This window comes from Methylocapsa polymorpha (assembly GCF_045689225.1).
GTDB classification, from domain to species: Bacteria; Pseudomonadota; Alphaproteobacteria; order Rhizobiales; family Beijerinckiaceae; genus Methylocapsa; species Methylocapsa polymorpha.
The window spans coordinates 490696-506275 of sequence record NZ_CP136862.1; the positions used below are offsets into that span (position 1 = coordinate 490696).

Sequence of the window (15580 nt, forward strand, 5' to 3'; positions counted from 1 at the left end):
CTGCAAGCTGGACCCTTGATCTTTTAGCGCATGATGCCCGGCTGTTTTGGCGGGCCTTCGAGATAGTTGGGCTCGATGCCCTCGACGTCGATGAACACGACGCCTTCCTCGACCTTCAGCGGATATTCGGCGAGGCTGCAGGGCTTGCCCTTGATGCATTTGCCGGTTGTCCCGTCGAAGGTCCACTCGTGATGATGACATTCGAGGTCTTTGCCATTGAATCGCGCGTCGGCGAGAGGCTCCTTCGCATGGGGGCACATGCCTTGGAACGCCTTTGGATCACCGCCTTCCGGCCATATGATAAGGCAGAGTGTCCGGTTTACGACCGCGACATCATATTTTCCCTCGATCAGCTCGGACAAATCGCAAGCCTTAGCGAACATTGAAACAACTCCTGAATTTGGTTCGGCCTTCGCGAGAATTTTCGCCCTTCATCCTTCTGCTCGACCTTAATGCAAGGCGTAAGCCAATGAGGCGAGGCGTAAGCCAAGTTGAGCGTTTCCATCTAGGCAAGGCCCAAGCCAAGTCGCGCGCATGCGCCGCCGCGATCGGCTGGCCGTAGCGCCGGCTCGAGCCTGCATTCGTTAAATACGTCCGTAAAATGCGTGCGGGCGTAGGTTTTTGCGGCGGCTGCCGCGCGCTATGATGTCTCGCGGGGTTCGGGAGTTCGCGATGAGCGCGGAACACAAGACGCCATCGGACGTAGCACGCCGGCTCGGCAAGCGCGCGAGGGAGCAAGCTGGCTCCGGCGGCGCATGGCGGCGCGAAACCTATGTGCTGCCGCGCGGCGAGGCGCGCGATAAGGCGCGCGAATGGTTCACCAAGTTTCCAAAGGCCGCCTATATGACCGAAATCGAATTCTGGCGCGAACTTTCCGATGGGCGCATTGAATTCACGATCAGGCGTCTGCCCAGCGCCGATTAGGCGAGGCGAGGCGAGGGGCGATCCGCCGTCCACCAAGGAAAATCGCCCGAGCCCTCAAAGCACGACATCGGGCGTCTGCCAGGCGAGATGCTGACCGGCGTCGACGGCGATCATCTGCCCCGTCACATTGCGCGCCTTGGCGAGGTAGAGCACCGCGTCGGCTATGTCATCGAGCTCGATCGCCCGGCGCAGCAGCAGGCCTTCGACCTCCCGCACGAATCCGACTTCGCCTTGATTGTCGTTTGGCAGAACGGGGCCAGGGCCGACGGCGTTGACGCGGATGCGGCGCGACGCGAAGGCTTGCGCCATCGTGCGGGTCGCCGTCCAAAGCGCGGTCTTGCTCAAAGTATAGGAGAAGAACTGCGGCGTTGGACGCCAGACCCTCTGATCGATGATGTTGACGATGGCTCCTTCCGCGTCCGTCGGCAGTTGCCGGGCGAAGTCGCGAGACAGTACCGCCGGTGCACGAAGGTTGATCGAAAAATGCCTGTCCCATCGCTCTAGATCGAAATCGGCGGCGGCGTCCTCTTCGAAAATCGCAGCGTTGTTGACGAGAAGCGAGAGCGGCCCAAAGATCGCGCCGGCCTCCTCGATCAAACGCCCGAGCGCCTTGGCGTCAGCAAGATCGAGGGCGAGAACGCTGACCTTGCCGCCCCCCGCGGCCATCTTCGCCGCCGCCGCCTCGCCGTCGACGCGCGAGGACGGTCTGCAATGAAGCACGACGGCGTAGCCCGCAAGCGAGAGACGCTCGCAAATCCGCAATCCGATGCGCTTGGCCGCGCCCGTCACGAGCGCAACGGCCGGCAAAATCCCAGAGCCCGATTGGGCGTTCATTCGGTGAGTCCGGAAACGTGAAAAATGCCATGGCGAATGAATGCGACGCCGCATTCAGGCGGGAGCAGAGCATGGATCAAGGAAACAAATCCAGCTTCGCGCGTTAGTTTTTGCGGACCGGGCGCCAGCGAGGCGGACCAATCCGTCGGCATGTCCCGGCCCGCTTTACTAAAATCTGAGAGAATCGATCGAACCGCAACTGCGTCAAGGCGCTCCGTCAGAACCCCGTTCCTAACAAGAGTTTTTTCGTGAATTCGATGAAGGAGGGTGCAGAAATGGGTCTATTGAGCTTTGCCAAATCAGTTGGCGCTAAAATCGTCGGCGCGTCCGAAACCGCGCCAGCCCCTGCGGATCAATTGAAAAAGGAGGCCGAAAAACACGGCCTCGACATGTCTAAAACCGACATCAAAGTCGAAGGCGACAAGGTCATCCTTTCTGGAAGCGCCGCCTCAACCGAGGAAGCGGAGAAGATCGCGCTCGCAGTCGGCAATTCCGTCGGCGTCGCCAAAGTCCAGAACGATCTGAAGGCGACCAAGCCAGAGCCCGAGTCGAAATTCTATACGGTCAAATCTGGCGATACGCTCTGGAAAATCGCCGAAACCGAATATGGCCAGGGCAAGGGGCCGAAATATAATGTGATTTTCGACGCCAACAAGCCTTTGCTGTCCCATCCCGACAAGATCTATCCGGGGCAAGTGCTGCGGATCCCGCCCCTCGCGGCCTGAGCAGGATGGCGCGGCGGGGCGACGCGAGCCGGCGCCGCCTCTTTTTCGAGCAATTGTTTTTCCCTGAATTCAGAAGATAGCGATCTTAAGAAAGCTCACTCCAGAGCGCTTGCGGACGCAAGGTCGGACAGGGCGCTCTCTCCCCTACCGCGGCGCGTCGAATGGCGTCTTTCTAAGCTCTCGCCTTGACAGTTTGGGGCGAGCTGCCTATTTACGGGCAGCCATTAGCACTCAATGATTGAGACTGCTAACAAGGCGTAATTTTAATCCAGCCGCAAGGTTCACGGGGCGCGCCCAGCGCGGGAAAACGCGCCTCCCAGCGGCCCATCAGGGGAACCAGGAGACATGAGCTTTCGTCCTTTGCACGACCGCGTCGTGGTCAAGCGTCTCGAAGGTGAAGAGAAGACCAAAGGCGGGATCATCATCCCCGACACCGTCAAGGAGAAGCCGCAGGAAGGCGAGATCATCGCAGTGGGCCCGGGCGGTCGCGATGAAAGCGGCAAACTGACGCCGCTTGATGTGAAGGCCGGCGACAAAGTGCTGTTCGGCAAATGGTCGGGCACCGAGGTCAAGATCGATGGCCAGGATCTGCTCATCATGAAAGAAAGCGACATTCTGGGCGTCATCGCCTGAGTCCCGCGAAAGCCGCTAAACCAATATTTTAGAACCTCGGTTCAGGAGTTTTAACATGGCAGCTAAAGACGTCCGTTTCTCGTCGGATGCCCGCGATCGCTTGCTGCGCGGCGTCGACATCCTCGCCAATGCGGTGAAAGTGACGCTCGGCCCGAAAGGCCGCAATGTCGTCATTGAAAAATCCTTTGGCGCGCCGCGCATCACCAAGGACGGCGTGACCGTCGCCAAGGAAATCGAACTCTCCGACAAGTTCGAGAATCTCGGCGCGCAACTCGTGCGCGAAGTCGCCTCCAAGCAAAACGACGTCGCTGGCGACGGCACGACGACGGCCACCATTCTCGCAGCCTCGATCGTCCGGGAAGGCACCAAGGCGGTCGCCGCCGGCCTCAACCCGATGGACCTGAAGCGCGGCGTCGACCTGGCGGTGGAGGCCATCGTCGCCCATCTCAAGGCCAATTCGAAGAAGGTCACCTCGAACGACGAAATCGCCCAGGTCGGCACGATTTCCGCCAATGGCGACGTGTCGGTCGGGCAGATCATCTCGACCGCCATGCAGAAGGTGGGCAATGAAGGCGTGATCACGGTCGAGGAGGCGAAGAGCCTCGAGACCGAGCTCGATGTCGTCGAAGGCATGCAGTTCGACCGCGGCTATCTCTCGCCCTATTTCATCACCAATGCGGAGAAAATGGTCGCCGAGCTCGAGGACCCTTACATTCTCGTCCATGAGAAGAAGCTGTCGTCGCTGCAGGCTCTGCTGCCGGTTCTCGAAGCGGTCGTGCAGACCGGCAAGCCTCTTGTCATCGTCGCCGAAGACGTCGAAGGCGAGGCGCTTGCGACGCTCGTCGTCAACAAGCTGCGCGGCGGCTTGAAGGTGGCCGCCGTAAAGGCGCCGGGCTTCGGCGACCGCCGCAAGGCCATGCTCGAAGACATTTCCATCCTCACCGCGGGCCAGCTGATTTCCGAAGAACTCGGCATCAAGCTCGAGAACGTGACCCTGGCCTTGCTCGGCCGCGCCAAGCGCGTCCGCATCGACAAGGAAGCGACAACGATCATCGACGGCGCGGGGGCCAAGGCCGACATTGAGGCCCGCATCGCGCAGATCAAGGCGCAAATCGCCGAGACAACCTCCGACTATGATCGCGAGAAGCTGCAGGAGCGTCTCGCCAAGCTCGCGGGCGGCGTCGCGGTTATCCGCGTCGGCGGCGCCACCGAAGTCGAAGTGAAGGAAAAGAAGGATCGGGTCGACGACGCCCTCAACGCCACCCGCGCGGCGGTCGAGGAAGGCGTGTTGCCGGGCGGCGGCGTAGCGCTGCTCCGGGCCATCGCCTCGCTTGAAAACCTGAAGGTCGAGAACCCCGATCAGAAGACGGGCATCGACATCGTCCGCAAGGCGATCCAAACCCCTGCCCGGCAGATCGTCGATAATTCAGGCGCCGACGGCGCCGTGGTGGTTGGCAAGCTGATCGAGAATGCGTCTTATGCCTACGGCTATAACGCCCAGACCGGCGAATATGGCGATCTGGTCAAGCTCGGCATCATCGATCCGACCAAGGTCGTGCGCACTGCGCTACAAGACGCCGCCTCGGTTGCCGGTCTCCTGATTACAACCGAAGCGATTATCACCGAACAGCCGAAGAAGGATGCGCCGGCCATGCCGGGCGGCGGCGGTATGGGCGGCATGGGCGGCATGGACTTCTAATCCGCTTTCCGGCGAAGCGGACCCAACCGGTTCGCCGGAAATTTGCGCCGCGACAAAAGCTGAGGCGGCCTCGCCTCGGTCTTCGCTCTTACCGATTGAAGGCTCCGGACCCACCGGAGCCTTTTTTGTCGCGGAGAATTCTCAGCAAGAATAAAATAGTATAATAATACAAATAGCTGCTGGGGGTTTCCCGTTGTTGCGCGGAAGCCTTGTTACGCTGGTTTCCAATGACTCGCAAAATGCTCTAAGATCGCGCTTGGCTGCGCGGCCAAGGGGGGAGAACCAAAGAGGTGAGTCGAGCGTCGGAGCCAGGATCTGATATAGCCAAAGAACGGAAAACCGCGACAAGGGCCGATCTTCTGGACGCGGTATATAGCTCATGCCCAACGCTCTCGCGCGCGCAAGCGAGGGAGATCTTCGAAATGGCGCTCGAAGAAATTTCCAACGCCCTTGTCCGCGGGGAGAGCGTCAAGCTGCGCTCTTTCGGCCTGTTTTCCGTTCGCGCCAAACGCGAGCGCGTCGGCCGCAATCCCCGCACCGGGGTCGAAGCGCCGATCAAACCCCGCCGCGTCCTCACCTTCAAGCCTTCACCAGTCCTCTGCGCTTCGATCAACGGGGTCTCTGTCGCGCCAGAGCCTGAGGATGAGCGCGACGAGAGCAACTCCGGCCCAGGTTGACAAGCGCGCTCTGTCGGCGTCAATGCCGCGTGCTCGGGCCCGCGGCGCTTACGTCTTGAACGCCGCCGGTCCCAAAACGCGCTGAAGCTTGATCTTCGAAACTGCGACCAGCTTGGCGATCAACTCACGCTCGATTCAAACAAGAGCGCGATCTCTGAAACATTGCGGACGTCTCGACTAGATCGCGCGGCGAGGAAAGCAGATCGAGACCATGATCATTTCAATGCGAAGCGATCCTGTCTAGAGCAATTTCAAGCGAAGCGGCTACGGCTTCGCCTAAAAGAAAATGCGAAATAGCAAAAGGTAGGAAAAATCTTCTAATTCTACGAAATCGGCAATTGCTTTGACGCAAAATCCAAGCAAGCGACGTAGGATTTCCTCCTTAAGCAATTGATCGAGCATGATATTGCCGCGAAGCTGGTTTCCACTTTCGCGGGTCATGCTTTAGTGTCGGCCAAGAATCTCCACAAGACCATGTCACAGCGATTGGACGCATAGGCAAGCCATGAAGTTTCTCGCCGCCATCCTCGCCGTTTTTTCTCTCGCCGCCGCCGTCATCGGGCAGCAAAACGGAGACAATACCGTTCTGCTGCTCGCCGCGACGGGCTTCCTTTGCGCGTTCACGACCTACCGGTCCCCCGCGATCTCGAGTTTCCTGCGGATCTTTGCGGCCATATTCGCAATCGAAACCGTCGTCTTCGGCGTCATCTTCCTGATCGCGCAGGTCGGACTATGGCCAGCGTCGCTCGAGGACTATGAGTTTCCCGAAAGCCTGCCGCTCACAGTCGCAATATTCTCCATTCTCGTCTACGCGATCTCCTTCATTCCGGTGGTGCGGACGATGACCCGCATAGCCGACCGTTATTTCAACACGAGCGATCCGACCAGAGCCCGGATCTGGCCGTTGCCGTCCTTCGGCGCGCGGGAGCGGCGCGTTGCGACAGCCATGATCGTGCTGCTCGTCGTCATCAACCAGGCTCAGGTCGGCATCGAAGTGCGGCTCTCCTTTTTCTCCCGCGATTGGTTCAACGCGATCCAGAATAAGGATGAAGCGACGTTCTGGGCGCAGCTTCTCACCGTCTTCATTCCTTGGGCCTTCATCTTCATCGCGTCGGCGGTGGTCGAATTCGTCGTGCAATCGACCCTGATCATACGCTGGCGGCGCTGGCTCACCGAAAACTACATCGGCCGCTGGCTCGACCAACATACGCATTACCGCATGTCGCTGAGCGGCGGCCTCGCCGACAATCCGGACCAGCGCATATCGGAGGACATCAGCCGCTTCATCGACGGCGGCCAGACCGGCTACGGCATCTATTCCTTTTCGATCCTTTTGATCTCGAATTTGAGCTCTCTCGTCTCCTTCTCGATCGTCCTTTGGGGCCTCTCCGCGAATTTCACTTTGCCCTATACGACAATCGCCGTGCCGGGCTTTCTTTTCTGGGTCGCCCTGATCTACGCCGGCGTGGGCACGATCATCACTCATCTCATCGGGCGCCCGCTTGTTCACTTGTCCTTCGCCAGGCAGCGCTATGAAGCGGATTTCCGTTTTTCGCTTGCGAGATTGCGCGAATACGCCGAGCAGGTCGCGCTGCTGTCCGGCGAGCAAGCCGAAAAAACCTCGCTCAAGACCCGGTTCGCGGCGATCATCACCAATTATTTCCAGATCGTCTCCTGCCGGAAAAAACTGACCGGCTTCACCGCCTCCTATGGCCAGCTCAGCCCGATCATTCCCTATATTGTCGCGGCGCCCTTTTATTTCGCCGGCAAGATCCAGCTCGGCGTCATGACACAGACGGCGCGCGCGTTCAGCACCGTCGACAGCGCCTTGACTTTCTTCATCACCTACTATGTTTCGCTCGCCGATTTCAAAGCCGTGCTCGACCGCTTGATTTCCTTCGACGCCTCGATCGAGGGCGCGCGAACCGCGGGGGGCCTGGCTCAGCCCGCCGGCCGCGCCCCGGGAGAGCCGAAGCAGGTGGACATCGATCAGCTGAGCCTGCGTCTTCCCGATGGGCGGGAGATCGTCAAAGCCGGCGATCTGCATCTTGCCACAGCCGAGCCAGCTCTTTTCACCGGAGCGTCCGGCACGGGCAAATCCACCCTGTTCCGGGCGATCTCAGGCATTTGGCCTTTCGGCGACGGCTCGGTGACTTTCCCCGCCGATGCGCGCGTGATGCTTCTGCCGCAAAAGCCCTATCTTCCCAACGGCAGCCTGCGCGCCGCTGTGACCTATCCGGCGCAGCCCGATCGTTACGACGACGAGACGATCCGCGACGCGCTTGCAGCGGCGAAGCTGCCCGATCTGGTCGGACAGCTCCATGTCGAGGACATCTGGTCGCAACGCCTCTCCGGCGGCGAGCAGCAGCGGCTCGCGATCGCCCGCGCGCTTCTCGCCAAGCCCGATTGGCTCTTCCTCGACGAGGCGACGGCGGCCATGGACGAAGACATGGAAGCTCTCGTTTATGAGACTCTGTTCAAGAGGCTCCCGGCGACGACCATCGTGTCGATCGGGCATCGGTCGAGCCTCATCCCATTCCACAAGCGCCGCTTCGAAATGCGGCCGCTCGAGGCGGAGATCTTCACGCCGGTCGAGCTCGGCGCCAAGGCGGCGGCGGAATAGATACCGTTAGGACGCTTCCCGATCGGATGGAGCTATCCGATCGAAAGGGAATCGCTCAAATTCAAAGAGTTGGCGCATGTTCTAATCGAAAAAGTCTGCGACTTTTTCGGAACATGCTCTAGCCGCCTTTTCCCCACGACAGCTTGACCTTGAATTCGGCCTTGGAGTCGCCCGGCGCGATCCAAAGGTTGCAATCGCTGCCGAGAGAGGCGCCGAACTCAATCTCAATCTTCTCGGGCCGCTTCGCCATGGCGCCGACCGATTCGTCGAGAGTTTTGACGAGTTCCGCAAGCGATCCAATCGCGGACAAGAAGTCTTCCTTCGTCCCTTTCGCGATGTCGTCGGTGACCCAGATTTCCGACAGTTCTCCGTCCGGGCCGCGGCCGCCGAAGAACAGCCTTTTGTCGTCCGAGAGTTCGACTACCATGAGCGCGGTCATTGTGACTCCTTGGCATATGCGATGATCGAGATCGCGTTATTGCATCTCACCCCGCGCGGCGCGGAGCCTCGTGAAGATCGGCTCGCGCGCCTGGGAGGTCACTTGAGCGGCTGCTTGGGCAGGCGCGCGACGAGCTTTTCGTAAAGCGGATTGGCCGCCGAAAAAATATAGTCGAGCGCCGCCACCGTGACATGATCGCCGCCTCGCGCGATCAGCCAATCGGCAAGCGCCGCGACCTTGTCCTTCGGACAGTTCAAGGTCAGCCGCCCGTCGTTTGCATGATGGCGCAAACGCGCGGAAAAAAGCGTCTCCGCTTCGGCGCGCGAATGATCGCTGAGACTTTCGAGAACGGTTGAGACCTCGCGCGTGGCGCGGGCCTCTTCCTCGGCCGCGATCCGCGAAAGAATGACGCGCGCATTTTCCCGCGCAAGAGGAGTCCAATCGGCGTTGAGCGAGGCGACGAGATTGGCCTGCGAGCGCAGGATCACGCCGTCGTCGAGCGTCTTCAGCGCGTTGGCGAGCAGCGTCGCGCCCGTCGTCGTGATGTCGACGATGAGCTCGGCCTGGCCCGCCGCCGGAGCGCCTTCGGTCGCGCCCGAACTCTCGACGATGCGGTAGTCGGTGACATGCCGCTCGGCGAAGAAGCGCCTTGTCAGATTGACATATTTCGTCGCGACGCGCATGCGCTCGCCCCGCCGCGCTCGAAATGCCGCCGCGACATCCTCGAGATCGGCCATGGTCTTCACGTCGATCCAGGCGCGCGGCAAGGCCACGACGACATTGGCGCCGCCGAAGCCGAGCGGCGTCAAAAGCGCCAGTTTAGCGTCGGCGTCGGGAATTGTTTCGCGGATGAGATCCTCGCCGGTGACGCCCATATGGGCGTTTCCGGCGGCGAGCTGCGCGACAATGTCGGAGGCCGAAAGATAGGCGATCTCGACGTTTTTCACGCCCGCCAGCGCGCCGCGATATTCGCGGGAGCCGCGGCTTTGCACGAGATCAAGCCCGGCTCGCGCAAAGAAGGCGGCCGCATTCTCCTGCAGCCGCCCTTTCGAAGGCACCGCAAGCACGAGAGGCGCCTCGCCGCCGGTTTCGCTCATCGGGCCTCTCCCGCGAAACTGCGCCGCAAACGGTCGATAAAGATTGCGGCCCCGACGGCGGGAATGGGCCGCGGCGCGCCAAGCGTTTGCAAAAGCTGGTCGTAGCGCCCGCCGCCCGCGACGGGCTTTTCATCCTGGCGCGACCGGTCATGCGCCTCGAACACGAAGCCGGTGTAATAGTCGAGATTGCGGGTGAAGCTCGCGGCGAAGAAAAGTTCGCCGACGTCGAGCCCGAGCGCGGCGATGAAGCCTAGCCGCATGTCGAAACTATCGAGGATCGCATTCAGGTCCAATCCGGCCTCCGCCGCAAGCCGGCGTAATTGCGTCGAAGCTTGATCCGGATCGCCTTCGATGCTCAGAAAACGCTCGATGATCGCGCGCTTTTCGGCCGAAAATCCCGCGCCCGTCTTGAGCGCCGATTGTTCGAGAAAGCGCTCGGCGATCTCGGCGGGCGTTCTGCCGCCAACCGACGTTATGCCCGCGATCGAGAGAAGATCCTCGACGAAGGCGCGCGCGCCATGCTTGTCGGCCCCTTCGAGGAGGCCGAGGACGCCGCTGTGATCGCCGCTCGGGCCGTTGACGCTTGCGTTGAGGATCGCCGCGATGGATTTGCCTTGCGTATGGCCGCGCGCGATGCGGCGACGCCATTGCGGCGAAAGGTCGAGCGCTTCGAGAAGCCGCGAAAAAAGCCCGGCGTCGCCGATCCGCACAATAAGATCAGAGCCTTGGAGATCGGGACTTTGGTGATCGGGACTTCGCCCCGCCCGCGCGGCCTCGAGCGAGAGGGTCAGGATTTCCGCATCCACAGCCTCGCGGTCGGCGCGTCCGAAGCTCTCGATCCCGGCCTGCGCGAATTCGCTCTTATGCTCGGAGGAAAACCGAAACACCGGCCCACAATAGGAATAGGCGACGCTCTCCCCGGCCGCGCGCGAGGCGAGGTAATGCCGCGAGACGGGAATCGTATATTCGGGACGCAGGCAATATTCCGCCCCCGAAACATCGCTCGTGAGATAAAGCTGGCTGCGCAGATCCTCGCCCGAATCGAAGAAGATCGATGCCGGCTGCAGGATCGGCGGCTCACATCGCGCATAGCCTGCGGCGATCAGATGCGCCGCCACCGCTTCCGCGTAGTCATCGATCAAGGACAAAGGCCGCCGCTCGCGCAAATTGCTCGGATGCGCGTCTGTTTAGCAAGCCGCGGCGCGCCCCGCGAGAGGTTTTGACGGACAAAGTGAACGATGCGAGCGCCCTTGGCGCAAATCGCTGGAGAAGACGAAAAGCACAACGGGTCGGCCCCCTTCCCAGGATTTCGTCAGAGCTGGGAGCGCCGCGGTTTAAGGCGCCGTCGCCATCGGCCGTCATGACAATGTAATAGCACAACCTTAACAGGAAATCGCGCCGCACAGCCAAGCTTGGGTAGGCGGCCGTCGGGATTCTGCCGAGATCGCGCTCGCGCGCGACGGCGGCCGATCTTCAGCCTCGCAATTTGGCGGCTATGGGGGATCTTCATTCATGACGCTATGGACTTCAAAAAAGCTCTCAGTCAGGGCCAGCCTACGCCCCGTTCTCGCATGCGCCGCTTCAAGTGGGATGGCGCTGGCCGTCGGCCTAGGCGCCGGCGCCAGCCAGGCTGACGAATCTTCATTTTCGTTTGTTCCGGGCAGCCTGATCGTAAGCAGCAGCATTTACACAGGGACCGCCGCCACGGTGGCGGTCGGCCAGACCTTGCCCGGCGGCGGCGTCGCGATTGCGAATGGGACCTATCCCAACGTCTTCGCAAACAATACGGTCGACGGAAGTTTCGGCGTCACGTCGCCGATCATTCTCCGGCAATATTCCCTTTCCCACGACAACCGCTCGGCGTTTCTGGTCAATACCTTGAACGTGACCGAACGGACCGGCGTCTCCACCAGCTTCAGCTCCAAATCAGAATTGGCGCTCAACCTGTCGACGAGCGGAAGCGCTTTGACCTTCATGGGTTACAACGCGCCGATCAACACGCTCGACGTGTCGAACTCCAATACGCCCTCGCATGTCGATCCGACCAATCCCGTCGCAGCGAGCTATCAGCGGGCTATTATCCAGCTCAACGGCTTTCGCTCAGCTCTTGTGACTCCGGTCAACACATATAGCGGCAACAACGGCCGCGCCGCGATCTTGAATGATCTTTACGGCCCGAACCTCTACTACACGGTAGGAAACGCCGGCAACGGCTCCGGCACGCAGCCGACAATTATCGTGAACAACACGGGCGTGCAGATCGCCAAACCGAAAACCCCGGACACGATCGTCGTCGGAACGCCTCAGGGCACGCAGGGCGCTTCTACCGGATTCCAATACGGCTATTCGGTCACGCAAAACGGCTACGCCGCCGACAAATCAGGCAAGGACGACAATTTCCGCGGCGAGAAGATCTTCCACAATACGCTTTATGTCACCAAAGGCAGCGGCAGCAATGGCGTCGACACCGTCTATCAAGTTGGCGCGTCCGGCGTGCTGCCGACGGAGCTGACGGCCGCCTCCACTCTGTTCGCGATCCTGCCGGGCTTCCCGACCGGTCTCGCCAAGAGCATTGTCACCGATCCCACATCCCCCAAATTCGCCACGACCAATTTCCATCCTTTCGGAATTTGGTTTGCGAACGCGACCACGCTCTATGTCGCTGACGAAGGCGACGGCGTGAATACGGCCGCGAACGCGGCGAGCCCTAACGCCGGCCTGGAGAAATGGACTCTGAGCGCGGGAACCTGGCATCTCGACTACACGCTGCAAAAAGGTCTGGACCTCGGCGCGCAATATAGCGTCGCCGGCTTGCCTTCGACCCTCAATCCCGCCACGGACGGCCTGCGCAACATCACCGGGAAAGTGAACCGTGACGGCACAGTCACAATCGTCGCCGTCACCTCAACGATCAGCGCATCGGGCGATCAGGGCGCCGATCCCAATCGTCTGGTCGCGATTACGGATCGTCTCGCCGCTACGAGCCTGCCCGCCGACGAACAATTCCATGTTTTGGATACGGCCAACTTCGCGCAGGTTCTGCGCGGCGTTGCTTTCGCCCCGAGCGAAGATCAGGACGACTCGCGCGGCTACCGGGATAACTAGCGCTGTAGTCGGGACGATTCGGACCAACGCTGGAGCATGTCTTCAGGACATGCTCCAGCCCCTGGAGGCCGAGCGCGTCATCTTGTAAGGCTAAAGGGCGGGGCTTCGGCCGCGCCCTCTTTTCGTGCGATCGATGGCGCAATACTCCACCAGCGAGTTTGGTCCTACACGCGCGCAAAAGACTCAGCCGTGACGGGCGAGAACGTCCCGGACCGCCGCGACAAGCTCTGTCTCCTTGACGCTGAATTGCGCCTTGGCGCGAAGCTCGAGATAATCCGCGCGATCCTTGGTGGACGCGGCAAGCTCGGCGCCGAGCGCAAGATCGCGGATCGCGACCTCGCCGCTCGAACGCTCGTTCGAGCCCTGAATGACGGCGCAGATCGAACCGCGCTTATCGGCATATTTCAGCTGCGCATTCATGCCGGAAGAGCCCAGATAAAGTTCGGCCTTGACGCCGGCGTTGCGCAGCTCCGTGACAAAACCCTGGTAGCGGGCGATCTCAGCCTTGTCGAGCACGAGCACGACGACGGGGCCGCGCTGTGCGGCGCCCGCGACGATCGGCGAGCTAATGGCCTTCAGCGCCGAAAACAGCCGCGAGACGCCGATGGAGAAGCCAGTCGCCGGGACATTCTCGCCGCGAAAGCGCCCGACAAGTCCGTCATAGCGCCCTCCTCCGCCGACCGAGCCGAAGCGGATGGGATGGCCATGTTCGTCCTGGACCTCGAGAGTGAGCTCGGCCTCGAAGACGGGGCCGGTGTAATATTCGAGCCCTCGGACGACGGAAGGATCGATGCGGATACGATCGTCACCATAGCCGCTTGCGTGAAGAATAGTTTTAATCTGGGCAAGCTCCGAGATGCCCTCTGCAAACTTCACGTTTGCGCTTTTTACAAAGTAGTCGTTGAAAGGAAATTGCGGATGCGGAGCAAAAGCAGCCGCTTCCCCATACGCTTCACCACCCACGATCTTCCCCTGGATCGCTATTGCTGAATGAATTACTGCGACGACGAAATCCGTTTGATCTTCGCTTAGTCCGGCACCCTTGGTAAAATCGCCGCTTTCGTCCTTTCGCCCCGGCCCGAGAAGGTGTCTCACCCCTTCGAGGCCCAAGCGGTCGAATTTATCAATCGCCCTGAGCACCGTCAGCCTGCGCCCAGCGTTCTCCGCACCGCCAAGCCCGATCGCCTCCATCACGCCGTCAAGCACTTTCCGATTATTCACCTTGATCACATAGTCGCCGCGCTTGATCCCGAGCCTTTCCAGCGTGTCCGCCGCCATCATGCACATCTCGGCGTCGGCGGCGACGGAGGCCGCGCCCACCGTATCGGCGTCGAATTGCATGAATTGCCTGAAGCGGCCCGGCCCCGGCTTCTCGTTGCGAAAGACATAGCCGGCCCGGTAGCTGCGATAGGGCTTCGGCAATCTATCGAAATTTTCCGCCACGTAGCGCGCGAGCGGCGCGGTCAGGTCATAGCGCAGCGACAGCCAGCTTTCGTCATCATCCTTGAACGAAAAAACGCCCTCGTTCGGCCGATCTTGATCGGGCAGGAACTTGCCGAGAGCCTCGGTGAACTCGATAAAGGGGGTCTCGACGGCCTCGAATCCATAGAGTTCATAAGACTCCTTGATGGCCGCGAGCATTTTCTCCGTCGCGGCGATGTCCGCCGGGCCCCGATCGGCGAGGCCGCGCGGCAGTTTCGCGCTCGCGCGCGGCGCGTTTGTCTTTTGATCATTCATCTCTAAATTAAGCCTCGCAATCCTCGCCGCTTCTTACGAGGACCACGGGAAAGCGGCAAGCGCGACCCGCGCCATGAACCTGAGTGGCGGGGCTTGGAACCGACAGAAAAGTTCCCACATTTCCGACGGCGAATAGAAAATTCGCCGATTTTGTAGGGAGAGAGCCGATGTCACCCGAAGAGCGCCAGTTGCTCACAGGTCTATTCGACCGCGTCCAAAGCGCGGCTAATAATCCGCGCGACAAGGAAGCCGAGGCGTTTATCGCAGATGCGACGCGGGCTTTGCCTTACGCCCCTTATCTTCTGGCCCAAACCGTCATTGTCCAAGACCAAGCCCTTCAGGCGGCCAATGTGCGCCTCCAGGAGCTCGAGGCGAAAGTGCAGGACTTGGAGCGGGCGCAGCAGTCGAGCGGAAGCGGCGGCTTCCTGAGCGGCCTCGGCTCGCTTTTCGGGCGGGCAACCCGCCTCCGCCACCGCGTGGGCCGACGCCATCGGCGGGCAGCCGCTGGCAACAGTCGCCGCCGCCACCCAGCGGCTGGCAGCCGCCGCCCCAGCAAGGCTATGGCCAGCCTTATCCGCCGCAGCAACCCGGCCCTTGGGGCGGCCAAGCCCCTGGCCAATTTCCCGGCCAAGCCCCAGGCCAAGGCGGCGGCTTCCTCAAGGAGCGCTCGGCGCGGCGGCTGGCGTCGCGGGCGGCGTCCTTCTCGCCGATTCGATTCGGGGGCTCTTCGGCGGGCACAATAACGCCCTGGGCATCGGCTCCGGCTTCGGCGGCGGGCTCGGCGGCGGATTGGGCGGCGAAACCATCGTCAATAATTATTACGGCTCCGACGATCAGGACCTGCGCCGGCAAGACGCGCAACAGGACGCCGACCAGGACCAAGACGATATTCAGGACGCCTCCGATTATGGATCTGATTTCGGCTCCGACGACGACGGGTCCGACGTCTGAACGGCTCTCGGGCAGCGTCGCCGGAGGGGTCCGGCGACGCTTGAGGACTTGCGCGGGTCGGCTTCGTGGACGAAGCCGCGCTATGCTTCGTTTTCTTTTGGCTTGACTTTCAGCGCTTAAGCAGCGATGAAGCTGC

General features: G+C 61.2%; 15 protein-coding genes and 1 pseudogene. 9 read left to right on the forward strand and 7 right to left on the reverse strand.

Annotated features, from left to right (window positions below; genetic code table 11):
- Nucleotides 1-23 precede the first annotated feature (23 nt).
- Nucleotides 24-383: a Rieske 2Fe-2S domain-containing protein gene (locus RZS28_RS02420; RefSeq protein ID WP_407339625.1), complete on the reverse strand. Its 360-nt coding sequence runs from the start codon at nucleotides 381-383 to the stop codon at nucleotides 24-26.
- A 289-nt stretch (nucleotides 384-672) separates the two neighbouring features.
- Here RZS28_RS02420 and RZS28_RS02425 point away from each other — a divergent pair, with 289 nt between their 5' ends.
- Nucleotides 673-924, forward strand: coding sequence for a hypothetical protein (locus tag RZS28_RS02425; RefSeq protein WP_407339626.1), 252 nt, complete (start codon nucleotides 673-675; stop codon nucleotides 922-924).
- Nucleotides 925-978: 54 nt separating this feature from the next.
- Here RZS28_RS02425 and RZS28_RS02430 read toward each other — a convergent pair whose 3' ends face one another.
- Nucleotides 979-1758 carry an SDR family oxidoreductase gene (locus tag RZS28_RS02430; protein WP_407339627.1) on the reverse strand — a complete coding sequence of 260 codons (780 nt, stop codon included), beginning with the start codon at nucleotides 1756-1758 and terminating at the stop codon, nucleotides 979-981.
- Nucleotides 1759-2033: 275 nt separating this feature from the next.
- Here RZS28_RS02430 and lysM point away from each other — a divergent pair, with 275 nt between their 5' ends.
- The 4 genes from lysM (at nucleotide 2034) to RZS28_RS02450 (ending at nucleotide 5492) form a co-directional block, all read left to right on the forward strand.
- Nucleotides 2034-2483 (forward strand): peptidoglycan-binding protein LysM, encoded by a 450-nt coding sequence (gene lysM / locus RZS28_RS02435; protein ID WP_407339628.1) that lies wholly within the window; start codon nucleotides 2034-2036, stop codon nucleotides 2481-2483.
- Nucleotides 2484-2828: 345 nt separating this feature from the next.
- Nucleotides 2829-3116, forward strand: coding sequence for a co-chaperone GroES (gene groES / locus RZS28_RS02440; protein WP_407339629.1), 288 nt, complete (start codon nucleotides 2829-2831; stop codon nucleotides 3114-3116).
- 55 nt (nucleotides 3117-3171) lie between these two features.
- A complete protein-coding gene (gene groL / locus RZS28_RS02445) occupies nucleotides 3172-4815 on the forward strand; it encodes a chaperonin GroEL (RefSeq protein WP_407339630.1) in 1644 nt (547 codons plus the stop codon).
- Nucleotides 4816-5105: 290 nt separating this feature from the next.
- Nucleotides 5106-5492 carry an integration host factor subunit alpha gene (locus RZS28_RS02450; RefSeq protein ID WP_407339631.1) on the forward strand — a complete coding sequence of 129 codons (387 nt, stop codon included), beginning with the start codon at nucleotides 5106-5108 and terminating at the stop codon, nucleotides 5490-5492.
- Nucleotides 5493-5768: 276 nt separating this feature from the next.
- Here RZS28_RS02450 and RZS28_RS02455 read toward each other — a convergent pair whose 3' ends face one another.
- On the reverse strand, nucleotides 5769-5933 hold the full coding sequence (locus tag RZS28_RS02455; protein ID WP_407339632.1) for a hypothetical protein: 165 nt from the start codon (nucleotides 5931-5933) through the stop codon (nucleotides 5769-5771).
- Between the two features lie 64 nt (nucleotides 5934-5997).
- Here RZS28_RS02455 and RZS28_RS02460 point away from each other — a divergent pair, with 64 nt between their 5' ends.
- A complete protein-coding gene (locus RZS28_RS02460) occupies nucleotides 5998-8115 on the forward strand; it encodes an ABC transporter ATP-binding protein/permease (protein WP_407339633.1) in 2118 nt (705 codons plus the stop codon).
- Between the two features lie 118 nt (nucleotides 8116-8233).
- Here the strand turns inward: RZS28_RS02460 and RZS28_RS02465 are convergent, their stop codons facing one another.
- The 3 genes from RZS28_RS02465 to RZS28_RS02475 all read right to left on the reverse strand — a co-directional run bounded on the left by RZS28_RS02465 (nucleotide 8234) and on the right by RZS28_RS02475 (nucleotide 10799).
- Complete coding sequence (locus RZS28_RS02465; protein ID WP_407339634.1) at nucleotides 8234-8554, reverse strand: CU044_2847 family protein; 321 nt, start codon at nucleotides 8552-8554, stop codon at nucleotides 8234-8236.
- Nucleotides 8555-8652: 98 nt separating this feature from the next.
- Nucleotides 8653-9651, reverse strand: coding sequence for an ATP phosphoribosyltransferase (gene hisG, locus RZS28_RS02470; RefSeq protein ID WP_407339635.1), 999 nt, complete (start codon nucleotides 9649-9651; stop codon nucleotides 8653-8655).
- Nucleotides 9648-10799 carry an ATP phosphoribosyltransferase regulatory subunit gene (locus tag RZS28_RS02475; protein ID WP_407339636.1) on the reverse strand — a complete coding sequence of 384 codons (1152 nt, stop codon included), beginning with the start codon at nucleotides 10797-10799 and terminating at the stop codon, nucleotides 9648-9650. Before RZS28_RS02475 ends, hisG begins: the two co-directional genes overlap by 4 nt.
- 364 nt (nucleotides 10800-11163) lie before the next feature.
- On the opposite strand from RZS28_RS02475, the gene RZS28_RS02480 reads away from it, so the two are divergent.
- Nucleotides 11164-12756: a hypothetical protein gene (locus tag RZS28_RS02480; RefSeq protein ID WP_407339637.1), complete on the forward strand. Its 1593-nt coding sequence runs from the start codon at nucleotides 11164-11166 to the stop codon at nucleotides 12754-12756.
- 183 nt (nucleotides 12757-12939) lie between these two features.
- Here RZS28_RS02480 and hisS read toward each other — a convergent pair whose 3' ends face one another.
- Nucleotides 12940-14493, reverse strand: coding sequence for a histidine--tRNA ligase (gene hisS / locus RZS28_RS02485; RefSeq protein ID WP_407339638.1), 1554 nt, complete (start codon nucleotides 14491-14493; stop codon nucleotides 12940-12942).
- A gap of 167 nt (nucleotides 14494-14660) precedes the next feature.
- On the opposite strand from hisS, the pseudogene RZS28_RS02490 reads away from it, so the two are divergent.
- Together RZS28_RS02490 and RZS28_RS02495 are read left to right on the forward strand one after the other, a co-directional pair.
- Nucleotides 14661-15032 (forward strand): annotated as a pseudogene (locus RZS28_RS02490) (DUF2076 domain-containing protein); the annotation flags it as partial.
- A gap of 55 nt (nucleotides 15033-15087) precedes the next feature.
- On the forward strand, nucleotides 15088-15444 hold the full coding sequence (locus RZS28_RS02495; RefSeq protein WP_407339639.1) for a DUF2076 family protein: 357 nt from the start codon (nucleotides 15088-15090) through the stop codon (nucleotides 15442-15444).
- Nucleotides 15445-15580: the final 136 nt, after the last annotated feature.